The 20,927-nt window shown below is 41.5% G+C and carries 15 protein-coding genes and 1 pseudogene; 4 read left to right on the forward strand and 12 right to left on the reverse strand.

Annotated elements, in window-relative coordinates:
* The 7 genes from J7K40_07760 to dusB all read right to left on the reverse strand — a co-directional run.
* Positions 1 to 1,829: PAS domain-containing protein (locus tag J7K40_07760; GenBank protein ID MCD6162294.1), on the reverse strand; the 1,829-nt coding region annotated here is incomplete at its 3' end.
* 60 nt (positions 1,830 to 1,889) lie between these two features.
* Positions 1,890 to 2,852, reverse strand: coding sequence for a serine/threonine protein kinase (locus J7K40_07765; GenBank protein ID MCD6162295.1), 963 nt, complete (start codon positions 2,850 to 2,852; stop codon positions 1,890 to 1,892).
* A 51-nt stretch (positions 2,853 to 2,903) separates the two neighbouring features.
* Complete coding sequence (locus J7K40_07770; protein MCD6162296.1) at positions 2,904 to 4,361, reverse strand: transglutaminase domain-containing protein; 1,458 nt, start codon at positions 4,359 to 4,361, stop codon at positions 2,904 to 2,906.
* 225 nt (positions 4,362 to 4,586) lie between these two features.
* On the reverse strand, positions 4,587 to 5,570 hold the full coding sequence (locus J7K40_07775) for an electron transfer flavoprotein subunit alpha/FixB family protein (GenBank protein MCD6162297.1): 984 nt from the start codon (positions 5,568 to 5,570) through the stop codon (positions 4,587 to 4,589).
* Positions 5,570 to 6,733, reverse strand: a complete 1,164-nt coding sequence (gene larC / locus J7K40_07780) for a nickel pincer cofactor biosynthesis protein LarC (protein ID MCD6162298.1) — start codon at positions 6,731 to 6,733, stop codon at positions 5,570 to 5,572. The genes J7K40_07775 and larC overlap by 1 nt, the downstream gene beginning before the upstream one ends.
* A gap of 260 nt (positions 6,734 to 6,993) precedes the next feature.
* Complete coding sequence (gene larB / locus J7K40_07785; GenBank protein ID MCD6162299.1) at positions 6,994 to 7,749, reverse strand: nickel pincer cofactor biosynthesis protein LarB; 756 nt, start codon at positions 7,747 to 7,749, stop codon at positions 6,994 to 6,996.
* Positions 7,715 to 8,719, reverse strand: coding sequence for a tRNA dihydrouridine synthase DusB (gene dusB / locus J7K40_07790; protein ID MCD6162300.1), 1,005 nt, complete (start codon positions 8,717 to 8,719; stop codon positions 7,715 to 7,717). Before dusB ends, larB begins: the two co-directional genes overlap by 35 nt.
* A gap of 134 nt (positions 8,720 to 8,853) precedes the next feature.
* Between dusB and J7K40_07795 the strand changes: the two genes are divergently transcribed.
* A complete protein-coding gene (locus J7K40_07795) occupies positions 8,854 to 9,546 on the forward strand; it encodes an FHA domain-containing protein (protein ID MCD6162301.1) in 693 nt (230 codons plus the stop codon).
* On the forward strand, positions 9,546 to 10,274 hold the full coding sequence (locus J7K40_07800; protein ID MCD6162302.1) for a metallophosphoesterase family protein: 729 nt from the start codon (positions 9,546 to 9,548) through the stop codon (positions 10,272 to 10,274). The genes J7K40_07795 and J7K40_07800 overlap by 1 nt, the downstream gene beginning before the upstream one ends.
* A 273-nt stretch (positions 10,275 to 10,547) precedes the next feature.
* Here the strand turns inward: J7K40_07800 and J7K40_07805 are convergent, their stop codons facing one another.
* From J7K40_07805 to J7K40_07815, 3 genes are all read right to left on the reverse strand, one after another.
* On the reverse strand, positions 10,548 to 12,311 hold the full coding sequence (locus tag J7K40_07805) for a T9SS type A sorting domain-containing protein (GenBank protein MCD6162303.1): 1,764 nt from the start codon (positions 12,309 to 12,311) through the stop codon (positions 10,548 to 10,550).
* Positions 12,312 to 12,700: 389 nt separating this feature from the next.
* Positions 12,701 to 14,407, reverse strand: coding sequence for a hypothetical protein (locus J7K40_07810; protein MCD6162304.1), 1,707 nt, complete (start codon positions 14,405 to 14,407; stop codon positions 12,701 to 12,703).
* A 32-nt stretch (positions 14,408 to 14,439) separates the two neighbouring features.
* Positions 14,440 to 15,222 (reverse strand): hypothetical protein, encoded by a 783-nt coding sequence (locus J7K40_07815; protein ID MCD6162305.1) that lies wholly within the window; start codon positions 15,220 to 15,222, stop codon positions 14,440 to 14,442.
* 183 nt (positions 15,223 to 15,405) lie between these two features.
* Between J7K40_07815 and J7K40_07820 the strand changes: the two genes are divergently transcribed.
* Positions 15,406 to 15,744: an MGMT family protein gene (locus tag J7K40_07820; protein MCD6162306.1), complete on the forward strand. Its 339-nt coding sequence runs from the start codon at positions 15,406 to 15,408 to the stop codon at positions 15,742 to 15,744.
* A 204-nt stretch (positions 15,745 to 15,948) separates the two neighbouring features.
* Here J7K40_07820 and J7K40_07825 read toward each other — a convergent pair.
* Positions 15,949 to 16,032 (reverse strand): annotated as a pseudogene (locus tag J7K40_07825) (histidine biosynthesis protein HisIE).
* A 274-nt stretch (positions 16,033 to 16,306) separates the two neighbouring features.
* Here J7K40_07825 and J7K40_07830 point away from each other — a divergent pair.
* Positions 16,307 to 17,812 (forward strand): carboxypeptidase M32, encoded by a 1,506-nt coding sequence (locus tag J7K40_07830; protein MCD6162307.1) that lies wholly within the window; start codon positions 16,307 to 16,309, stop codon positions 17,810 to 17,812.
* A gap of 222 nt (positions 17,813 to 18,034) precedes the next feature.
* On the opposite strand, the gene J7K40_07835 is transcribed toward J7K40_07830, so the two are convergent.
* Positions 18,035 to 20,149 carry a T9SS type A sorting domain-containing protein gene (locus J7K40_07835; protein ID MCD6162308.1) on the reverse strand — a complete coding sequence of 705 codons (2,115 nt, stop codon included), beginning with the start codon at positions 20,147 to 20,149 and terminating at the stop codon, positions 18,035 to 18,037.
* Positions 20,150 to 20,927 lie beyond the last annotated feature (778 nt).

Raw genomic sequence — 20,927 nt, forward strand, 5'->3', positions numbered from 1 at the left:
CCGTTATAGAAATTTGAATTCTCGTTATACGCCGGGAAAATAATACGAAATGAAGCACCTCCTCTATCAGACATATCAATTTCGATAGTGCCGAGGTGACGTTCGATTATACCCCAGCTTACTGCCAGTCCTAACCCGCTGGTTCCTTTAGTTGAGAAAAATGGTTCGAATATTTTATTTTTTAAATTTTCAGGTATTCCCGGCCCGTTATCCTCAACTTTAATAATGCATTTGTCTTGCCGTTCGTCATACTCTGTAATCAATTTGATTTCGCCTTTTTCTTTCATTGCCTCGGCAGCGTTTAACATAAAATTTAGTATTACTTGCTGAATTTGATGAGGGTCTCCCTGTATGCTCGGCATATTTTTTGAAGGTCGTTTTATTATTTCGATATTCCTGAACTGGGGCAATTTTTCTACAAGAGAAAGGGTGTGATTTACAATTTTATTTGGGTTAAGCTTTTCAAATTTCGGGTTTTCCTGACGGGAGAAGTCGAGCAGATTTCTAACTATATCACGGCAGCGCAGTGTTTCCCTTACAATAACTTTAAGATCATCCTGATGCGGGTCATCTGCCGGAATATCATCGACTAAGTCTTCGGCATAAGCCAAAACGCCGGTTAAGGGGTTATTTATCTCATGCGCAACCCCAGCGGCAAGTTTGCCAATCGCCGCCAGCTTGCCGGCTTGCTCAAGCTGCTTTCTAAGCGTCATTTCTGATGTAACATTCCGCATAATAGTACATACGCCTATAGCGCTTCCCTTGTAATCTTTTAGAGGAAAACGGATAGTTTGAAAATGCTGGTTCCGTCCATCTATTGGAATAATCTCATTGTATGAATGATAGCAGTCATCCTTAATAACCTGCGCATCATGTTCGGTTATCATTTCAGCCAGGTCAGCGGGAATAATTTCTTCCGGTTTCTTCCCGACAAAATCATCGGGTTCCAGATGTAATGATTGGGCAGTAATTTTGTTGACTATCAAGTATCTGCCATCGAGGTCTTTGACTGATATCCAATCGCTCGCCGAATCGATAAAGCTTTTAAACCGCAATTCGGCGCTTTCTATCTTGCGTTGAAGCATTACCTGCTCTGTTATACGATGCCAGGCGCTGAGTATCTCCTCGGTATTTCCATCTTTATCAAGAATTGGAGTATGAGTTACCTCCCAAAATGCTTCATTAGGCGGCGGCGACTGCCAGATTAGAGTTCTCATCTGGTTGGATTTCAAAACATCATCAAGCAAATTGACAGTTTGTTGACAATTAGCATTAAGCTCGGTGTTAGAAAATAGCTCGATACAGCTTTTACCAATTGCCTCCTCGGGGGAATAACCGGTGAATATACTAAAACTGGTGTTTATTTTAATTATCTTCTTATTCTTATCAAAAACCACTACCAATTCCGGGATTTTATCAAACAGGCTTTGAAGGAAGTGTCGTTCTTTCTCAATTTTCTGCTCAAGTTCAGTTATCTCCTTAAGCTGGCGAGTCTGGTCTTTTTGGGCATTGGCAAGGTCAACGAATATTTTAGCGAATGTATGATCAAACACTTTGATGCCTCGCGGAATTAATTTGTAGATATCTTCAAGGACTTCATCTTTTCCTGTCAACTCGATGACCAGATTTATATTCGGCAGCGATAACGCCTCTTTCATATCGGAAGTTGTCTTTATACCATGCTGGCGGGCAAAAACCATTCCCGGCGCATTTGTGTCGGGGTCGGCTATATATACAATATCAAGAGTCAGTTCTTTGAGAAAAGAACCGAGAGCAAGTTTTGTGATAGCTCTGCATCCTTTACCGCCGCCTATTATAACCGCTCTCATATTATTTCTTTCCCTTTAATTATTAAATAGCCTTCTTTATAACAAATATCATACGTAATTTTACCTTAAATGAAAATCTTTTTCCAACATTTTATGATAATCTCTAACTAACTGGGTCATATTGGAATAATACACTTTGGGTTTGATAGTAAAATGCAATAAAATATCATTTAATCTATCGGGGATATATGGATAAAGCTTCTTAAGATTCATTATCCTGTATTCATAAAACGCAGAGGCATCATCGGGAGTCAGGCTTCGTTTAATTTTATCTGAAAACTCTTCACTTTTTAGAACACGGCTAAAAGAGTTGATGCCTTTGCCAACTATATAATTTATAATATTGCCCATGCTCCATGTATCAAAATCGGATACATGCTGATTAAGATCATAATCTATCCATCTATATTGACCCGTGCCCGATTCAATTATTATATGATCGTTGCGAATGTCGCCATGACAGGTATGATTGCTGTGAAGAAGATGTATTGCCTGAATACAATCTGTTAATTTCAGAAGGATATCGGGCAAATCTTCATGGAAAAAATGCTCGTGGCTTTTGGGTTCTTCATGTATACGCTGAAGCATTGTTTCGCCTTTAATAAAATCAATTATCCTGACCTGATTGCCTTTTTCGTCTTTCACTGTATAACCCTGCATAAAGCGTCTGTCGCCTAAAATCATATCGAGAACCCGCGCCTCTTTTTCAGGGCTTCGATAGCAATTGATTTTAAATACGCCGATACGCACATTAAAATCCTCATGGAAAACCATTTTGATAATTTTTTCATCTCCGGTTTCCAAATCCAAAGCGCCTAAAACCCAGTATTTGGGCTGTTCGCCGATACCGAAGCGGGTTTCGTATTTATTGCCCTTGACCACAAAATACTTATTACCCAAAGATAAAACATCACCGCGGATTATCCGCATCCAGTCGGAGGTATCGGTAATTATTTGAAAACGTCTGGTGCTTGTCCAGCCGGTTAATTCCTGAATTCGGTCAGCTATTTCTTCTCTATTCATACATTAATATATTCTAAGTTTTTATAGTTTCATTATAAATACAGCCGCTGTCTATCGGGATAAAATCGGCTGTTTGCAGCTAACTATCTTTATTTTTAATCCCATAAGGCCATTATAAACCGGGCCTATCTGGTCAATCAATCCGCCTTTTGCCAGCATAATATGAGTGGCATCGGCAAATGTTTCCCCCCAGGTAGGGTCCATCTGTATCCATTCGCCAACATAAACCTCTATCCAGGCATGAAAAGCAAAGCCTTTACCGCCAGGCCAGTAGGCAACACCGGCAATTATTCGCGAGGGTATTCCCAAAGCGCGGTTTAACGCTGTTGCCAATGCCGAATGTTCGCCGCAATCGCCCCTGCCTGCTTTAAGTGTTTGAAGAGCGTTCGATATATCAGGGGAGAATTCCTTCCTGATATTCTCATGCACCCAATTGTTGATAAGCTTCGCCGCCTCAAAGGCATTTGTTTCATCGCCGACAATCGCTTTAGCAAGCTTGATTATCTCCGGGTTATCGGATTGAATTAGCTGTTCTGCCTGAAGATAACTGTTTAAGCTGTCATTATCGATAGGTATATCAAGCTCGAATTGATGGGACACTTTTCGATTTACTGTTATCTGAGCGCTGTCGATTGAAAACGCATCTATTATCAGCCGGTCGGATGCCGGCAATTGAGCAATATCATAACCGCTGATAATATAAACGGCGCTGTAAATTTCGGCTGGATTTTCCGGACCGTTTTCAGTTTTTATAATATTATTAGTTAGAAGATCATAATCGCAATCAAGCTGTCTGGCTAATTCCTCCGGCTCGGACTTCATAACCATCCCCAAGGGAGCAAACCCCTGTTTGAGAATATTGCCATTGTAATCAACATAAAGCTGAGCGGTTACGCCGATAGCAGGCAAACTATCGCGAACTACAAAAATATCAGTAGCAACACCGCCAAATATAAGCTCCTGTCTGTTTTCAATATTTGTTAGATGGTTCGTTATGCCGGTCATCGGCGGTTCAGATTCAAAAGTTTTGATAGCAAATCTATCGCCAACATGCAGTTTCCCCTCGACAGCAAGCATCTCAATCTTTAAGACATCGGCTAATGTTTCAACCGGGCAGTCAAAGTTCGTTACTGTTTTTTGACCGGCAATATCAATAACAACATTATAATTATCACCTTCCTTTTTTCCCTCAACCGTAATGCTTCCGGCGTCGCTAATATTAACGAACTTGCTATATGCCAGCTCCGCATTCCTGCCCTGATATATTCTTGTCTCCGATGATGACATCTCCGCCTTAGTTTGATTCATCATGAATGTCATATTCATTTCCATTTTGGCAATCCAGCGGTCTTTTGTCTTTTTGCTCAGCTCCATGGAATAGCAGCCGATTTTATTATCCTGCATATATATGCCATACCAGTCCTTGCCTAAATATTCATCAAACTGATTGGCTGACTGTCCGAATAAAACCGAGTTTGCTATTATTATGATTGCTGTTATGTATTTCATGGTTTTCATGCTAACCCTGCCTGTTAAAACTTCAATGATTTTCTATACTGCATGCAGCCATCGGCTATAACAACCCGACAGCACGATTAATCTGTAGGGGTGTCCGCCTAAGGCGGATGCTCTTTGACCACCCAACATGCTTAACAAACTATGTAATAAGTAAACAGGGTCATCTGCATTAAATATATCTTTTCAGATGACCCATTATTTCAAATAATTTTAAACTTATTTCATCGATTTGATTTTTTCCGTAAGAGCCGGCACGAACTCAAACAGATCGCCAACTATGCCATAAGTGGCAACTTTAAATATCGGCGCTTCCTCATCGCGGTTTATAGCAACTATAACTTTGGATGTCTGCATGCCTACCAGATGCTGAATAGCGCCGGATATCCCGCAGGCGATGTAAAGCTTGGGGTTGACAGTCTTACCGGTTTGTCCCACCTGATGCGAATAGACAATCCAGTCGGCATCAACGGTAGCGCGCGAGGCGCCAACCGCGGCGCCTAAAGACTCTGCCAGTTCATTGATAAGTTTGAAGTTGTCGCCATCCCGAAGGCCTCTGCCGCCGGATACTATAACATCCGCATCGGTAAGACTTACGGTTTGACCGCCCTCAACAACTTTTTCCAAGACTTTCGACCGGCTGCCGTGTTTGACGGCATCATAAGCAAACTGCTCGCTATTGCCCGAACGATTGTCATCCGTTAGGGCATCCGCAAATGCTTTTGGTCTAAGGGTGGCTATTTGAGGACCGGGACCGACAGGAGAGACTTTCAAAATCGCCTTGCCGCCGTAAGTCGGGCGAGCGGCTAAAATGTTGTCGCCATCCCATTCTAGTCCGGTTATATCAGGCGCCATGCCTGAATTTAAAAGCGCCGCTAAGCGGGGGAATAGCTCCTTGCCGAAAAAACTTGCCCCGCCGAGAATAACTTTCGGGGATTCTTTAGCCGCAATTTCTGCTAAAATTTTAGCATAGCTTTCATCAACAAAGTTCTCCACCTCCGGGGAATCACATACATAAACTACATCCCCGCCAAGTTTAATTAGAGTATCCGATAAATTTCCCACATTATTGCCGATAACCGCAACAGCTACGTTTAAGCCTTTTTCATCAGCCATTTTGCGAGCTGTGCCAATAACCTGTTTTGCAACCGGCGCAATTTTAGTTCCTTTTAGTTCAGCAATCGCCAGAATACCGCCTGCCATTAGGACTCCTTTCTAAGCTGACTTAGTATTTCAAAATACACATCATCAAAATTCATCATAGCCTGCCTGGCCGTTTTGGCCACAGACTCATATTCGGGGAAATATAATGCTTTACCTTCATAATTTGCAAGCTTTACCGATATTTCGCCATACTTTGTGCTTATAGTTTTTTTCTCGCGGGGAAGTTTCCATCTCTGAACTCGCTTGCGTCTTAACCCAAGAGTAGCCCCGGAGGAAAATATTATCCCGGCTAATTTTTTCTCATCCTCGATACAGCATAAAACCGAAAGCATCTGTCCGGGACGGTTTTTCTTCATCTGAATAGGCGTAATGAAAACATCCAGCGCCTTTGCGGCAAATAGATTATTCATTAAATAACCTATTTGCTCAGGCGGAGTCCGGTCGAGATTAGTCTCTATAAGGGCAATTTCGTCGCCTTCCAGCTCAGCCTGCGATTCACCTATGAATAATCTCAAGAAATTAGGCAGAGCTTTATGGTCTTTCGTGCCTGCGCCATATCCGATAGCTTGAGGCATAAATTGACCGGGCTTAGCAAACGTACACAGAGTGGTGAGCAAAACAGCTCCGGTCGGGGTTGTAATTTCACCCGAAATATCAACCTGAACAACCGGATAGCCGACTATCAATTCACTGACAGCGGGCGCCGGTACCGGCATTGTTCCGTGCTGAGTGTTTACGATGCCATGACCTACCGTTAAAGGCGAGCAATATGCTTTTTCTATGCCAAGCAAATCAAGCCCGATAACCGCGCCGCAGACATCGATGATAGCATCGACCATACCCACCTCATGAAAATGGACATTATCGACTGTTTCGCCATGCGCTTTCGCCTCTACCTTAGCCAGCTTGCGGAATATCTCAACAGCTTGCATTTTGATTTTTTCTTTTAAGCTGGAATCGTTAATAATATTTTCGATATCTTTCAAGCGGCGATGTGAATGAGTTTCCTCAATCTCGACAATGAACCGAGTTGCGGCTATATGATGTCTTGAGGTTGTTTCTTTTCGCAGATTATAACCATCAAGGGGAAGCTTGGCCAGTTCTAATTTCAACCGTTCGAAATCGAGGCCGCAGTTAAGCATCGAGGCGATAATCATATCGCCCGCCGCTCCGCATATTGTATCAAAGTAAGCTATTTTCATAAAATACCCTTTGTTTTATCCTGTATTGTCAGTTGTTTATATTATCCGTAGGGGTTTATTGAATAAGCTCTTCTGATTGTTGACAAAGCAACAAACCACTCTTATTACCAAGCGCTGTTTGGCAACAATAGGACGTATCCGCCTCAGGCAGACGCCCCTACGCGTTACGATTCTATAAAATTAAACAGTTTTAAAAATTGCCATTCTCATCCTTTTGTCAACAGCCTTATGGGTTTATTGCATAAGCCCTCAACTCAAATTCACTTCTTCTTTTTAATAATCAAATTAGCTGCGCACGCCGCGCCAAAGCCATTGTCGATATTTACCACAACTACGCCCGGTACGCATGAATTAAGCATTCCAAGCAATGCCGATATGCCGTTAAACGATGCCCCGTAACCAATCGATGTGGGCACAGCGATTACCGGCACATCAGTTAAACCGCCGACTACCGAGGCTAAAGCGCCCTCCATTCCGGCAACAACAATAATAACGCTTGCTTTTTCTAATGATGCCTTATGCGCAAGCAAACGGTGAATACCGGCGACTCCTACATCGAAAATCCTTGTTACTTTATTTCCCATTACTTCAGCGGTTATAGCCGCTTCCTCAGCCACCGGTATATCGGAAGTTCCGGCGGAGATTACAAGGATAATATCATCCGAAACAGTTTTTTTCTTTCGGGTTGGAATATGAATAATACGGGCATCGGGATTATATATTGCCGATTTATATTTATCTTTAACCATCTTATATATTTTTAGGTCGGTGCGCGTAATTAAAACATCAATGCCGGTTTTTTTCATGCCCTTAACAAGCTTGATAATCTGAACAGCAGTCTTCCCCGGTGCAAATATCACCTCCGGCATGCCGGTGCGCAGGGTGCGATGATGGTCTATATTGGCAAAACCGAGATTTTCAAACGGCAGGTATTTTAATTTTCCCAGAGCTTCATCTAAGGATATTTTGCCAGTTTTCACATCATGCAGAATCTGTTTTATAATCTGTGGGTTCATAATCCTTATCTTTTAAATAATTTTTATAGCTTTCCAACAGGTTTATAACATCTTTTTCGGATGGCAGCAAGACAAGTTTTGACCTTAACCTCGATGCCTGCGGAAGCCCTTTAATATACCAGCTTAGTTTGCTTCTCATGCGGATTAATCCATGCCATGTTCCATATTCCCGAACCGACAGACGCAGATGTTCAAGGGCGACGGCTATTCGAGTATCGACATCAGGTTCAGGAAGAAGCTCGCCGGTTTGAATATAATGTTTTGCTCTTTTAAATATCCAGGGATTGCCAAACGAAGCCCGGCAAATCATGACAGCATCACAGCCGGTCTGGTCGAGCATTAGCTTCGCCTTTTCGGGGCTGTCTATATCTCCGGAACCGATAACAGGTATAGCAACGGCTTCTTTCACCTGTTGGATATATGCCCAATTGGCTGTTCCCGCAAATCTCTGTTTTACAGTGCGCGGGTGAAGGCAGACTGCGGCTATGCCATTAGCCTCTGCTATTTTAGCAGTCTCAATTGCGGCTATATTTTTGTCATCCCAGCCCGAGCGGTATTTAATAGTTACCGGCAAATCGACAGCTGTTACAACACTTTTAATTATTTGCTCGAGTTTTGGTAAATTCATAAGCAAAGAAGCGCCGCCATTTTTTGACACAACTTTGCGAGCCGGACAGCCAAAATTCAGGTCGATGAAATCGGGGTTAAAATCAGCGGCAAGGCGGGCGGCTTCAGCCATATGGTCGGGATTGGAGCCAAAGAGCTGAATTCCTATTGGCCTTTCGGTCTCGTCGAAATTCATTAACGCCTTGGTTTTCTTGCCATTACGGATTAATCCTTCGGTGGATACCATTTCCGTTACACAGACATCCGCACCCCATTTTCGGGCAATCCTGCGAGTGATTGAATCTGTAACACCCGCCGCCGGAGCCAGCATAACCTGTTTATATATCTTAAAGTTTAGCCGCATGTTACCGAAAATAAAAGTAAATAGCTGGCAACGCAAGCTAAATTAAACCATTAATCGTTTAGCAAGGATAATTAAGTTATTGTGAGAAAAAAAACAATAATATTTCCCTGTAATTTATTAATTAAGGGGGAGTTATGCCCGAGATAATCGTCAAATTTCAAGACAAAATTATTGAAAAATTTATTACCGAAAAAAGGAGAGTAACGGTTGGTCGAACCCCGGATAATGATATTGCGCTCGACAATAGAGGGGTTTCGCGCCGTCATGCGATAATTGAGTTTAGCGATAAACAGGCGATTATTATGGATAATGAATCGCTGAACGGCACTTTTGTTAATTCGCGTAAAATCACTGAGGAAGTTCTTAAGGACAATGATACCATAACCATCGGTAAATACAGCCTGATTTACAATCATGAAACAAGTAAAGATGACAATGTATTTGGCATGGATGGCACTATGGTTTTAAAAACCAAACACCAAAAAGAACTTCTTGAGAAAGATAAATTAGCAAAACAGTTGACAAGTGATGCAGGCTGCTCTATTCTTATGGGAGAGCATGGAACCGAACATGATAAGTATCCCTTATCGCCTGCCATAGTAACAATTGGCAGTTCCAAGCTCGCTAACATTAAAGCCAAAGGCTGGTTCGTTTCCGGTGTTCAGGCCAAGGTTGTTCAGGATGGAACAGATTATTGGGTGGTGAACTTGGGAAGAAAAGGAAAAACTCTTGTTAATGGCGAGATTGTGGATCGTTATATGTTAAAAAACGATGATCTTGTCCAAATAGGCAAAACTTTGTTCCGTTTTATAGAGAATAGAGATTAATGAGACTTGCGTTTTTTTCAGATGTTCATGCCAATTTAGCAGCTTTAAATGCTGTAATTCTCGATTTTCGCGCCGAGAAAATCGATAGGATATTCTTCTTAGGCGATGCGGTCGGTTATGGTCCCAATCCCAATGAGTGCGTCGAGCTTATTGATGAAATAGCAGAAATAAAGCTGATGGGCAACCATGATTATGCTGCCTTAGGCCTGATGAAAACCGATTATTTTAATCAATATGCCGCAGAATCGATGAGTTGGACAAAGGATTCAATAAGCCAGAAAGCTATTGAAATACTTAGTGATTTCGAGATTACCAGCGAGGTCGATAATTTCATGCTTGTTCACGCCTCGCCAAAAGAACCGGACCAATGGCATTATATTCTTGATATGGATGATGTTGTTGAAAACTTTGAGTATTTCAAAAATCAAATATGCCTTATCGGACATACTCATCGACCATATATTGTTACTCGAGATGAGGAGGGGAGCTGCAGTATTTCACAGAAAGAACAAGAAAATATATGTGATAACAAGCGATATCTAATTAATATCGGTTCGGTCGGTCAGCCTCGCGATAGCGACCCTAGAAGCTGTTATTTAATATGCGATACAGAAAAAAAAATAGTGAGGCTTAAAAGAATCGCTTACAATTTAAACGAAACGCAAAAGCAAATGTCCAAAGCGGGCTTGCCGGAATATCTAATTGAAAGACTTGCCGTTGGACGCTAATATTGGAACTTGAGAAACCATGAAATATCGTTTAATTATTTTTATTGGGGTGTTAGTAGTGATGATTTTGGCGGCAGGCTTACTTTTTTCAAATGATGAAAAAACAGCAACTGCCTCAAAAAACAGCAGCATAAGCTATCAAACCGAATAATTAATAGCAAGCGGCTGACTCCCGCGCAAGCATATACCCCCTCAGCGGAAGTATCCCGATTAATTTTTTATTGCCATAGTCAAGAAATAATCCATTCGGAACACTCCCGCATTTTATTAAGACTATTTCAAAAGAACCATCTGTTTTGTTGCGCTTTTTCCTCCTGTACGGATTTTATAGTAATATATGCCGGAAGCAGCGCCATCGGCATTCCAGATTGCCTCATAACAGCCTGCTGGCTGAGATTCATCGACCAAAGTTTCGACATGCCTGCCGAAGATGTCATAGATGGCAAGCTGCACTTGCGACGGTTTTAGCAAACTGTAATTGATTACTGTTCGCGAGTTGAATGGATTGGGATAGTTCTGGCTGAGACTGAAATTCATCGGATGGTTATCGTCTTCGTCTATGCCCGGAATATACGGTTTTAAGCATGTTAGATACATTACCGGGTTTTCAGTTGGAGTTCCCTCTGTTTGGGGGATTCCGCCGGCATCTTTATCGTTTATATACAGGATATGCAGAGAATCATCGACAACATCGGCTAACGTTGACCAGTGGTCGCTGTCGCATTCGCCAGGGATACAACCGTTCGATGGTGAGTTAGTTAGATTTTGTGGTCCATACCAAGCGCCATTATATTTATAGACCAAATATATCTCGCCATTAGCGAAACCGCCGGCAGAAACATCGGAAGTATCGAAATAGGTGAATGTGCAAAACAGGCTGTCGCTTCCGCTAACGCCAAGATTCATCTTGCTTATAGGACGGTTAAAAACGCCTTCGATGTTTTCTATCGTCCATAATGAATCCGGATGGTGCATGATTTCTTCGATTTCACCTGATTCCTCATCCCAATGCTTAAGATTGGTGCGAAAATAAACATAGTTAAGCGAACACCCCTGGTCTGTCCAGACTATATGGATATTGTCATTGTAGTCGAAGATGATATCAAGATCGGTATAAGCAAACAATGAATCATCGTCATCGGCATAGTTGGTGATATTATTTCTGCCGTAACGAAAATTCCATAAGGTGCCATCATCAGAAACAACATAGTAAATATCATTGCGCCACTGGGTTGTAGTATCAGTAGTTCTTGAATAGGCTAATGCCACTCTATCGGAAACAGGTGAAGCGTCAATAACGCTGCTGGTAACCATAACAGTATCGACAAACTGCAGTGTTCCCCAGCTTGTGCCGTCATCGGTTGAATTGCAGTACGCCATTCGCGAAAGACGGCGGTCGGTATATTCTGTCATAACAACATGAATATTATCGCTGCGGTCAACGCACACATAAGGCCAATAACACCTGCCGGGGCTGTCCTGAGTTTGCGGGAACAGTTCATCCGGCGGGTTATAGTGTTCGAAGAGTCCCATTCCGGGCATTTGATTATCGACAGATACGGTAACATAAGTCGGAGCGGTTCCGCCTGAGGAATGGTATGTAAAACAACCGCGGCTGTTGTAGATAATATCCAAATTAGTGTAGCCAGCGCCGGCATCACAGTTAACCTGTCCATCGATAGCATTCGGATTCAGGTTGCCGTCAGCATCCATCCAATTGTGATAAACATGGCGGGGCAAATTCGGCCAATCAGACATATACATCCAGTTAAAATACTTGGAGCCATCACTGCAAATAGCCACACGATTGCCGGTTGAGCCATTCGTCTGATAATCGTAATAAGTTGTGCCAACAATAATGCCCGGAGAATCAAGAATCGCTCCGGGTTGATATGGTACAGCATTGCCATCCGGAAGCGGTTCCTGACCGGTTAGGGCTTTAATGCTTTTCATAGGCGCAATATTTGAAAACTCGGCTGCAAAACAGCTGCCGCATATAAATACTGCTATTATCAGCGCCGCTAAAATAACTTTCATAATTCCCTCCTTTTGAAGGTGATAATTGTTTTACGTTTAACCCTCTGTAAAACGCTTTAATTTCAGCTAATCCCTTAGTTGGGTCTCTAATTCATTATGAATTAGAGACCCGGAATATCCCCCTTTTTTATACTCCCTATAAACATGACCTGTAAAAATATGCTGTTTTTCCTCAAGCTTAACACAATACCCCCTTATGCAATTTTTAATTGCTGTTTTAAAAACCGCTAATGTTTTTGCTTATTAGCAATTTCATTTTCTCCCTTTATGGTTATTATTACTGTATCCAATAAAGCTTAAAAATTAACAGTTGATATGCAAATCAATAGAACATTTTAATGAAATGTTTTGCTATCCGAATAAAAAATCTTATAAAAGTGCGGCCTGATTTACCATATAGAATCAATTGCTCGCTTTATGGCTTTATATATTTCTCTTACCGTATAAAGATTCCCCATAACCGGGTCATTTATTATAACCGTCCCTTTATAAGATAAAGCGCCCGTATAATATATTTTCCGAGCGGCAGATGGGAATTTATCAATAATAGTCTGGCGGTTATATCTATCAAAAACCAGAATTATATCAGCTTTGTCAACCATCTCTTGCGTGATAATGCTTGAACGATGTTCCGACATATCAGCCCCAAGTTCCAAGGCAATATCCACCGCTCTTTCATGACATCGCCGCTTATCCCGCGGAAAATAACCGGTAGAATTAATCATCACCGAATTGGGAAAAACAGTTTTAGCATAATAATGAGCAAAAGGGCTTCTATATATATTGCCGTAACACACAAATAAAACGCTTTTTGCTTTATATATCATGCGGCGAGCTTTATATGAACGATACCATCGCCATGGCATATAGTCTATCAATGCCGAGCGAATTATTTTTGCCGCAACGATGATTAACCGTCCCAGCTCACGCATGCCGGGCATCGGGTCATCGATGACCCAGGTATCGTTTCTTTCACGCAATGATAAAACATTAAATATCTCGGCAAATACTCGATAATTTGGCAGAGTATTTTTCGATGGGTCGGATTTATTTGCGGTGATGTTTTGCACTATCCATTCAAAATCCCTGATGGTGTTCCGGCAATATAGATTTGTTTTGAATGACTGGTTAAAATCCGATTTATTTTCAACCCTCATCTGATATAAGAAGCGGGGGAAATCAGCGCCGGCTGCAGCGGCTAATGGCAATGAACCCCAGAACCTGCCATTGATTTCTAAGAATATCCATTTGCCGGTTTTAAAATTGTATTTGAATTCAGCCATACCAACACCGGTATAATCCATTTCCTTTATAAGTTTCTTAGATGCTTCCAATAGTTCCGGGTGAGGCGATGCGCTCTTACGGTAGGAACTGCCTCCGCCCATAAGGGGTTCATGTATTCTGATATGCTCAAACGCAAACAGAATCTTTCCCTGACTTGCTATAAACTCAATCCCTACGCCGGTGCCTATAAAATTTTCTTGCGCTAAAACATCCCCGTAATAAAGCAGATGATTTAAAATAGTCTTCAGTTCATCTCGACTGTATGCTTTATATACATAAAGCTTCTTTTGCAGGTTTTTAAGACCAAACGAAGCGGTTGGTTTGAGAACAACCGGAAATTTGAATTCATCAATGATGGCATCTATTTGCGAGAGGTCTTTTACTTTTCGCTCATTAGGGATGCATATATTAAGCATCTTTGCCAGTTCGCCGGTTTTGATTTTATTGAAAGCAATATCATAAGCTTTCTTATTCAGAAGATATACGCCGGGATATTTCTCGAATTCCTGGCGATGCTCCTCAAGAGGCTTGGAAGCTTGCTCATTAACGGGCACTACCAGGTCATATTTTTCCTTTTCAATCAGGGTTGTTAATTCGGTTTTCCAAGCATCATCATCAGGAGAATATGATGGTATATCATGTGCCTTTGATACATATCGTGAATGTAAGGCGGCATCGCTCGCTTGATACCAGCCGATATGCACCTGCAAGTTGTACCGCCCCAGCGAGCGAATTATAGTTAAACAGCTTCTATAGTTCTTAAAATCAGCGCCAAGAACCAGAACCTTGCCGGTATGTTTTGAATTAGTCAATTATTTTCCTATTTTAGATATTCTAAAACATACTATGCTTCATTATCGATATAGTATTGGTATAGTTCTTCCATAGTCATTATTGCATGATTGTTGGTTTTTATGTATTCAATCATATCTTTTAGAAATTGTCTTGGTCCGGGATTAACGCAGATATTTTCAGTGATTTCGTTTTTACTCATATTAATCCATCTATCCGGCGGGAATTTTACTTTTAATTGCGCCCAATATTCGGATGTTGTAACATTAAGAGCGGTAATCATCGCATGAATGCTGATAATCTTAATGCCCGGATAGCCGAATAATTCGGCATACTTGCCAAAATCCCAGCTTCGACGCCATTCAAAATGAGTGCCATCTTCATAAAAAACAGGAAATCGTATCAGTCCAGATTCATGTTTGATAGGCATAATCCCCTGCTGAAGATTTGTTATCATGTTAGAATCATACAATATGCCTCTTTCAGCTAAGGCGTGAGTAACAGGCGTAGCATCAAAACAGCGATGAGAACGGAAGCATCTTGCCTGAGGAGCAAATTTCATAACAGTATCGATAACCTTTTTGAATGAATTCCCATGACTGCTTTCGGGTAAAAAATTCGGATGAATGCCGACATCAATTTTCTTTTCTTTATACCATTTGTTAATCAAAGAACTTTCATGAGTCGCAAAGTAGGTTGCATGAATATCGTATAAATCGAAAATTTCCTGCAAGTTTGTCAATGCCGCCTCGCTGGCCCAATCCATATCGGAGGTGAAACAAAATACCGGTTTGAGATTATAAATCGGCGGTTCTTTTTTATTAATTATATTCATCTTATTATGTAGGCATATATAAATAGTACTTCCGTTATTATCAAGAGAAATTATAGCCGTTCATGCAAAATGCAGATGCAATAATTGCTTAGATTGTTCATATAGCGAAACCCTGATGGATTTAGGCCGTATATTAAACTACATGTATAATATACTATCTGAAGATACGGGAGTTTATCAATAATGAAAGCTGGACAAAATAATATATCCGGAATTTTAACGTTTCATGAGAAAGTAATAGACATAATCAAAAGGATACCGTGCGGCAAAGTTGCCGCATATGGACAGATTGCCGCTTTTGCAGGTAATCCGCGCGCCGCCCGTCAGGTTGCGCGAACACTGCATTCATCCTCCCGAAAAGAAGGATTACCCTGGCACAGGGTTATTAATAGCAAAGGACACATCTCTTTAAAACCAAGCTATGGTTATGAAATTCAAAAAGAGCGATTGCAGAAAGAAGGGATAACATTTGATCTGCAGGATAATATTGACTTGAAGCGATACCTTTGGTCTCCGGGTTGATATCGGCAAAGCTGTATCAGCATGTTTCTATTCAAATAAAAAAGGCGGTTAGATTTTATTCTAACCGCCTCGTAAAAGCTAACAGCTTAATTAATTTCTTCTTGCTTTCTTCTTAGCCGCTTTCTTTTTCGGCGGCTTCCAGCCTTTGTGCAGATGACAGAATTTTGCCGGCGGTGTTGCCATCAGTTTGCACCTCTTGCCATCTTTTGTTATAGCAGCGCAACGCACTTTCTTCTTTGCAGCTTTCTTCTTTGCAGCTTTCTTCTTTGCAGCTTTCTTCCTTGCTGGCATATTAGACTCTCCTTCCTTAAATGTGGTTATCAATCATCTATCTATTATTTTTTACTTCAAACGATGATATATGTCAACATAAAATGTTCATTTTTTTAACTTTTTATTAATTAATTAAATATTTTTTCTTATGCGTGTTAATGTTTATCGGATGTTCTTAACTATTAATTATTAATTACTGTAAGCTATGCAACTTTTATTTGCTTAATATGAAGAGTATGCTTACATTCATTCATCAAAAAAAGCTTAAGGAGATAGTATGACAGAGAAGATGAAAAAGAATTTAAATGAACTAACGCGATTGGTAAAAGAGATTAGCCTGCTTGGTTCATGTCAGGCTGTTTTAGTTTGGGATGAACGCACCTATATGCCAAAAAAGGGAGCTGAAAATCGCTCTGAACAATCAGCTTTAATTGCTGGCATGTGCCATGAAAAATTCGTCTCACCGAGAATAGGCGAACTGTTGGCTGAAATTGCAGGCAGCGGCGAATTGGATGACCCGTTGTCATCGGATGCTGTGAATGTTAGAGAATTACAGCGGTCTTACGATAAGAAGATAAAAATCCCAAAGACGCTTGTTGAGGAATTATCAAAAACAACCACATTGGCCGAACATGCCTGGGTTGAAGCCCGTCAGAAATCAGACTTCAGCATGTTTTCACCCTGGCTGACTAAGGTAATTAATTTGAAGCATAAGGAAGCGGAAGCGGTAGGTTATAATAAAGAACCGTATGATGCGCTCTTGGATGATTACGAACCGGGTGAATCGACAGAGAATCTGAGGGAAGTATTCGATAAGCTGCGTTCCGATTTGGTCGAGCTTGTTGGAGCAATTGCCAGTTCCGGCAAAAAACCGGATATATCAATAATCGAACGCGACTACGCAGTCGACAAACAGGAGATATTCAACAAAGCGGCGGCGGCGGCTATCGGCTATGATTTTGATGGCGGCCGACTGGATATTACCACTCATCCGTTTTGCATCGGCATAGGCCCCGGGGATGTTCGTATAACCACGCGTTTTAATCCAAAACATATCGGGCAAGCGTTATTTGGTGTACTGCATGAGGCTGGCCATGGTATGTATGAACAGGGACTCGACCCAAAATATACCGGTTTGCCTATGGGCGAAGCTGTTTCGCTTGGCATTCATGAATCGCAATCCCGCATGTGGGAAAATATGGTTGGACGTTCGAAATCTTTCTGGGAATACTTTTTCCCCAGAGCGCGGCAGATTTATTGGGAATCGTTAAGCGATGTAAATCTGGACGATTTCTATTTTGCCATTAATGATGTCAAGCCATCCTTTATCAGAGTTGAAGCGGATGAGGCAACATACAACCTGCATATCCTGTTGAGATTTGAAATAGAACATGCCATATTTAGCGGCGAGGTCAAAACCGATGATATTCCAAGCATCTGGAATGAAAAATTTGCGCAGTATTTTGGCATAACGCCGCCGGATGATGCTCGCGGCTGTCTTCAGGATGTTCATTGGGGCGCCGGGTTAATTGGTTATTTCCCGACTTATACTCTCGGCAATCTGTATGCCGCGCAATTTTTCGCAAAAGCTAAAGAAGATTTAGGTGATCTCGATGATCAATTCGCCAGAGGCTCTTTCGAAGAATTATTAAACTGGTTAAGAAAAAATATACATAAGCAAGGGCAGCGTTATCACTCTAATGATTTAGTAATCAAAACAACGGGCAAGCAGCTTAGTCATGAGTATTTGATGAATTATCTGTGGGATAAATATAAGCCGTTGTATGGTATCTAACGTTGTTTATCATTACTGTCCGGTTTTTATCAGAGGTAAAAGGCTTGGCTTATAGAAAAACCGGACTATAATGAAATAGACTGCGTTTCTTTAAAGCGTTAGCGGGGGTTCGTAATGACAAACTTATATATTGCAGTATCGTATGCTGGAATTTATAAAGTGCAAAATAAAATGCCGGAGCACTAACTCCGGCATTTAGTATCTATTGTTATTTGCTGAAGACTATTTCAATAAAGTCATCATAACCGTTTTTACATGCTCATCGCTTTTTAATCTGACAAAATAAATTCCGGAGGCATTATCGCCGGCATCCCAGTTTACCGTATGCTCGCCGGCAGGCTGATAACCATTAAAAAGAACCGCCGTTTTTTGGCCTGTCAAATTGAATATCTCGACGGCAGCTTCACTTGGTTTGGTTAGATAATAACCGATTGATGCAGTCGCATTGAACGGATTGGGATAAACAGGATATAATTCTATATCATCAGGCAGCAAGGATATGGTCTCCTCAATTCCGGTAGCGTCAACATTCATAACTACCGGAATATAACTTTCTAAGTTATCAAAATCGTTAGTCAAAATTTCGATGGCTGCGTTATATATGCCGGCATCAAGTCCCTCCGCGCTGAAAACAACAGGGATATTTGAATTGCTTTCGGCTGGAACAGTTCCGGCGGCGGGTTCAATTGTTATCCAATCCAGCGCATTTGAATCGCCAATGTTAAAGCTGACAGCCATCGAGTCATGCACGTATGGAGAATTATAGGCAGCCTCCAAGCCGATTGCGGCATAATGATTCTCGATGCCGATTGAACAGCCATCCAAATCGTTATCGCTCATATCCGCATATTGGCAGGTGATTGTATTCGGCGCATTCAGGATTAGCTGGAACGTATGCTCGCCGCTGCCATTAGCAGTTCGAACATCCTGCCAGGTTATTATTGCGCTATCGACATTGTTGGTATAGAAATAAACCTCGCCGCCATATTCGAAAGTCAAGTCATCCCAGAATACAGCTATCAGATCATTAGGCACCATTTCATTGGGGATACTTAGATTGTCGGCATTAATCAGCCAGCCGCCCATAAAGGTCGCCCAGCCATTAGTGCAAATCCTTATCCGGTTGTATTCGCAATCATATAAATGGAAATCGAAACCAAGGTCTATCCAGCCTGAGTTGCCGTCATCATTATTATAAGGGAACTCAATTACCTGACCTATACTCGATATATCGACCCAATTAAATGCCGGTCCCGATGGTTCATCGCTGTTGAGACAGTAATAACCGAAATCATCCTGGCCCTCAGGCTGAACAGTTTCAATTATATATCGCAGATTCCCGTCGCCAAAGTTATTAAACTCCAAGTTGATTTCAGTTTGTTCTTCTATCTGTAAATCAATCTCGATAGAATCAGTATTGCATGAAAATTCAGGAGTTCCGGAGGGACCATAAACCGGCTTCTGAGTAAACTCTCCAATACCAGCCGCGCCGTATTTCATATAGAAAAATCCATCATCGCCGAATGTTTCCCCCCAACTGTTTTTAACAATCCAGGCGCCCTCGCCATCGCACATTTCATCATCCCAGCCAACTATCACGACAGCATGATTAAGCGGCTCAACATCAGCATGGTCATAACAGCCGCCTTGATAGCCATAAAAATCGTTATAGACCGTGAAAGTAGTCGATAACGGTCCCAACATAAGAGCGTTCTTGATTGCGTTAACATTATTCGGGACATTCTCAAAGCCGTCTTGAACAGCAATCGGAACACATTCTTCCTGTGTACAGGGCAGATTGTCATTAGCTCGGTACGGCATGCATGATTCATCCACCGCGCCGTAATCCATAAATACATGATAAGCGTCTTCCATCCAGCCGCCATTGCAGCCTGAACCGCCCCAGTTGCATACTAATGCTTGAAGCTCAGAAAAATCCGGCTCGATACCTTCGGCAATATAATACGCCGACTCGAAAGCGCCGGTAGCGGCAAAATCCCAGCATGAACCGCAAGCCCCCTGATCTTTAACAGGAGTTACCGCGCCAAACATACGCCAGTCGAAACATTCCTGTGTATTTAGAAGAAGCGGCGGCGGCATCTGGTTTATTTTGTCGAATCTTTCTTTTACATCATCCGGGATTTCAAGGCCAAGCCGAAGCTGTCTTTCATCCGAAGGCAAATCCATCATCGATGTCTTTCCGGCTGTCCAGTGAAGTCCGTTTTCGGCTATCATCCGTTGAATCTCCAATACTTCATCGGAAAACTCGGCATTAGCCGCAACTAACGGGTATAAGAGAAATGACAAACTAATCAGCGCTGCAAAAATGTTTTTCATTGTATCTCCCTGTATCTCACCATAAAGTAATTCCTTTAATACCATAATGTATTAAATCCGACATAAATGTCAATTGCAAAAATTCAGCCAAATTTGTAAACTATCAAAGGATTAGTGCAATTCAACATAATCTTTTGTCATGCTTATATTAAGAACTATCGGCAAAAGGAAAAAGTGTCTTCATTTATTTAGAATATTCATTATTAATTGCTGTATTTAATCACATGCGGGATTTAATCACACAAGAAGCATTAGTTTTATGATTAGTTAATTAGCCTGAATTATTCATAAACTTTTACTCGTCTATAAAGCAGAATGTTGACAAAGTAATATTGAGATTTATTTCAATACCATAGAAATAGTCGAGGCTTGAAAGCCCCGACTATTAGGCGGTTAGAGTTTTAGCAAAAATTTAATAGTCCCGACTTTCCAGTCGGGGCGGTCTTTGTCAACAGTCTGCCTCTTGTTTAGGGTGGTTGGCGTACGTCTTAATGCACCAATCTTTATTATTCCTTTCTTGAGAAGGGTCAGGCGGCAATGATATGGATGTTGGCCGCTCAATTTCTATTATTCCCCTCTCGAGAGGGGCCAGGATCGTGTTTTAACGTTAAATGCTCAACATAATTCCAAATAATTAACCTTGCTGCCAAGCAACGCTTAGTAAAAACAGTAATTTATTGTTTTGTCAAAACCTATCATTAAGAATATAAAATATATCACTACTGTCCGGCCTTTTGTCCGCCTTAGGCGGATGCTATAGTGATGTCATTCCCACACT

It is taken from the genome of Candidatus Zixiibacteriota bacterium, from assembly GCA_021159005.1.
In the GTDB taxonomy this organism is placed as follows: domain Bacteria; phylum Zixibacteria; class MSB-5A5; order UBA10806; family 4484-95; genus JAGGSN01.

Coding starts and splice junctions, on each gene's coding strand:
- J7K40_07835 (MCD6162308.1), bottom strand. CDS start 20,149: ATGAAAAACATTTTTGCAGCGCTGATTAGTTTGTCATTTCTCTTATAC.
- larC (MCD6162298.1), bottom strand. CDS start 6,733: ATGAAAATAGCTTACTTTGATACAATATGCGGAGCGGCGGGCGATATG.
- J7K40_07765 (MCD6162295.1), bottom strand. CDS start 2,852: ATGAATAGAGAAGAAATAGCTGACCGAATTCAGGAATTAACCGGCTGG.
- J7K40_07800 (MCD6162302.1), top strand. CDS start 9,546: ATGAGACTTGCGTTTTTTTCAGATGTTCATGCCAATTTAGCAGCTTTA.
- J7K40_07815 (MCD6162305.1), bottom strand. CDS start 15,222: ATGAATATAATTAATAAAAAAGAACCGCCGATTTATAATCTCAAACCG.
- J7K40_07830 (MCD6162307.1), top strand. CDS start 16,307: ATGAAAAAGAATTTAAATGAACTAACGCGATTGGTAAAAGAGATTAGC.
- J7K40_07770 (MCD6162296.1), bottom strand. CDS start 4,361: ATGAAATACATAACAGCAATCATAATAATAGCAAACTCGGTTTTATTC.
- J7K40_07795 (MCD6162301.1), top strand. CDS start 8,854: ATGCCCGAGATAATCGTCAAATTTCAAGACAAAATTATTGAAAAATTT.
- J7K40_07820 (MCD6162306.1), top strand. CDS start 15,406: ATGAAAGCTGGACAAAATAATATATCCGGAATTTTAACGTTTCATGAG.
- J7K40_07805 (MCD6162303.1), bottom strand. CDS start 12,311: ATGAAAGTTATTTTAGCGGCGCTGATAATAGCAGTATTTATATGCGGC.
- J7K40_07775 (MCD6162297.1), bottom strand. CDS start 5,570: ATGGCAGGCGGTATTCTGGCGATTGCTGAACTAAAAGGAACTAAAATT.
- dusB (MCD6162300.1), bottom strand. CDS start 8,719: ATGCGGCTAAACTTTAAGATATATAAACAGGTTATGCTGGCTCCGGCG.
- larB (MCD6162299.1), bottom strand. CDS start 7,749: ATGAACCCACAGATTATAAAACAGATTCTGCATGATGTGAAAACTGGC.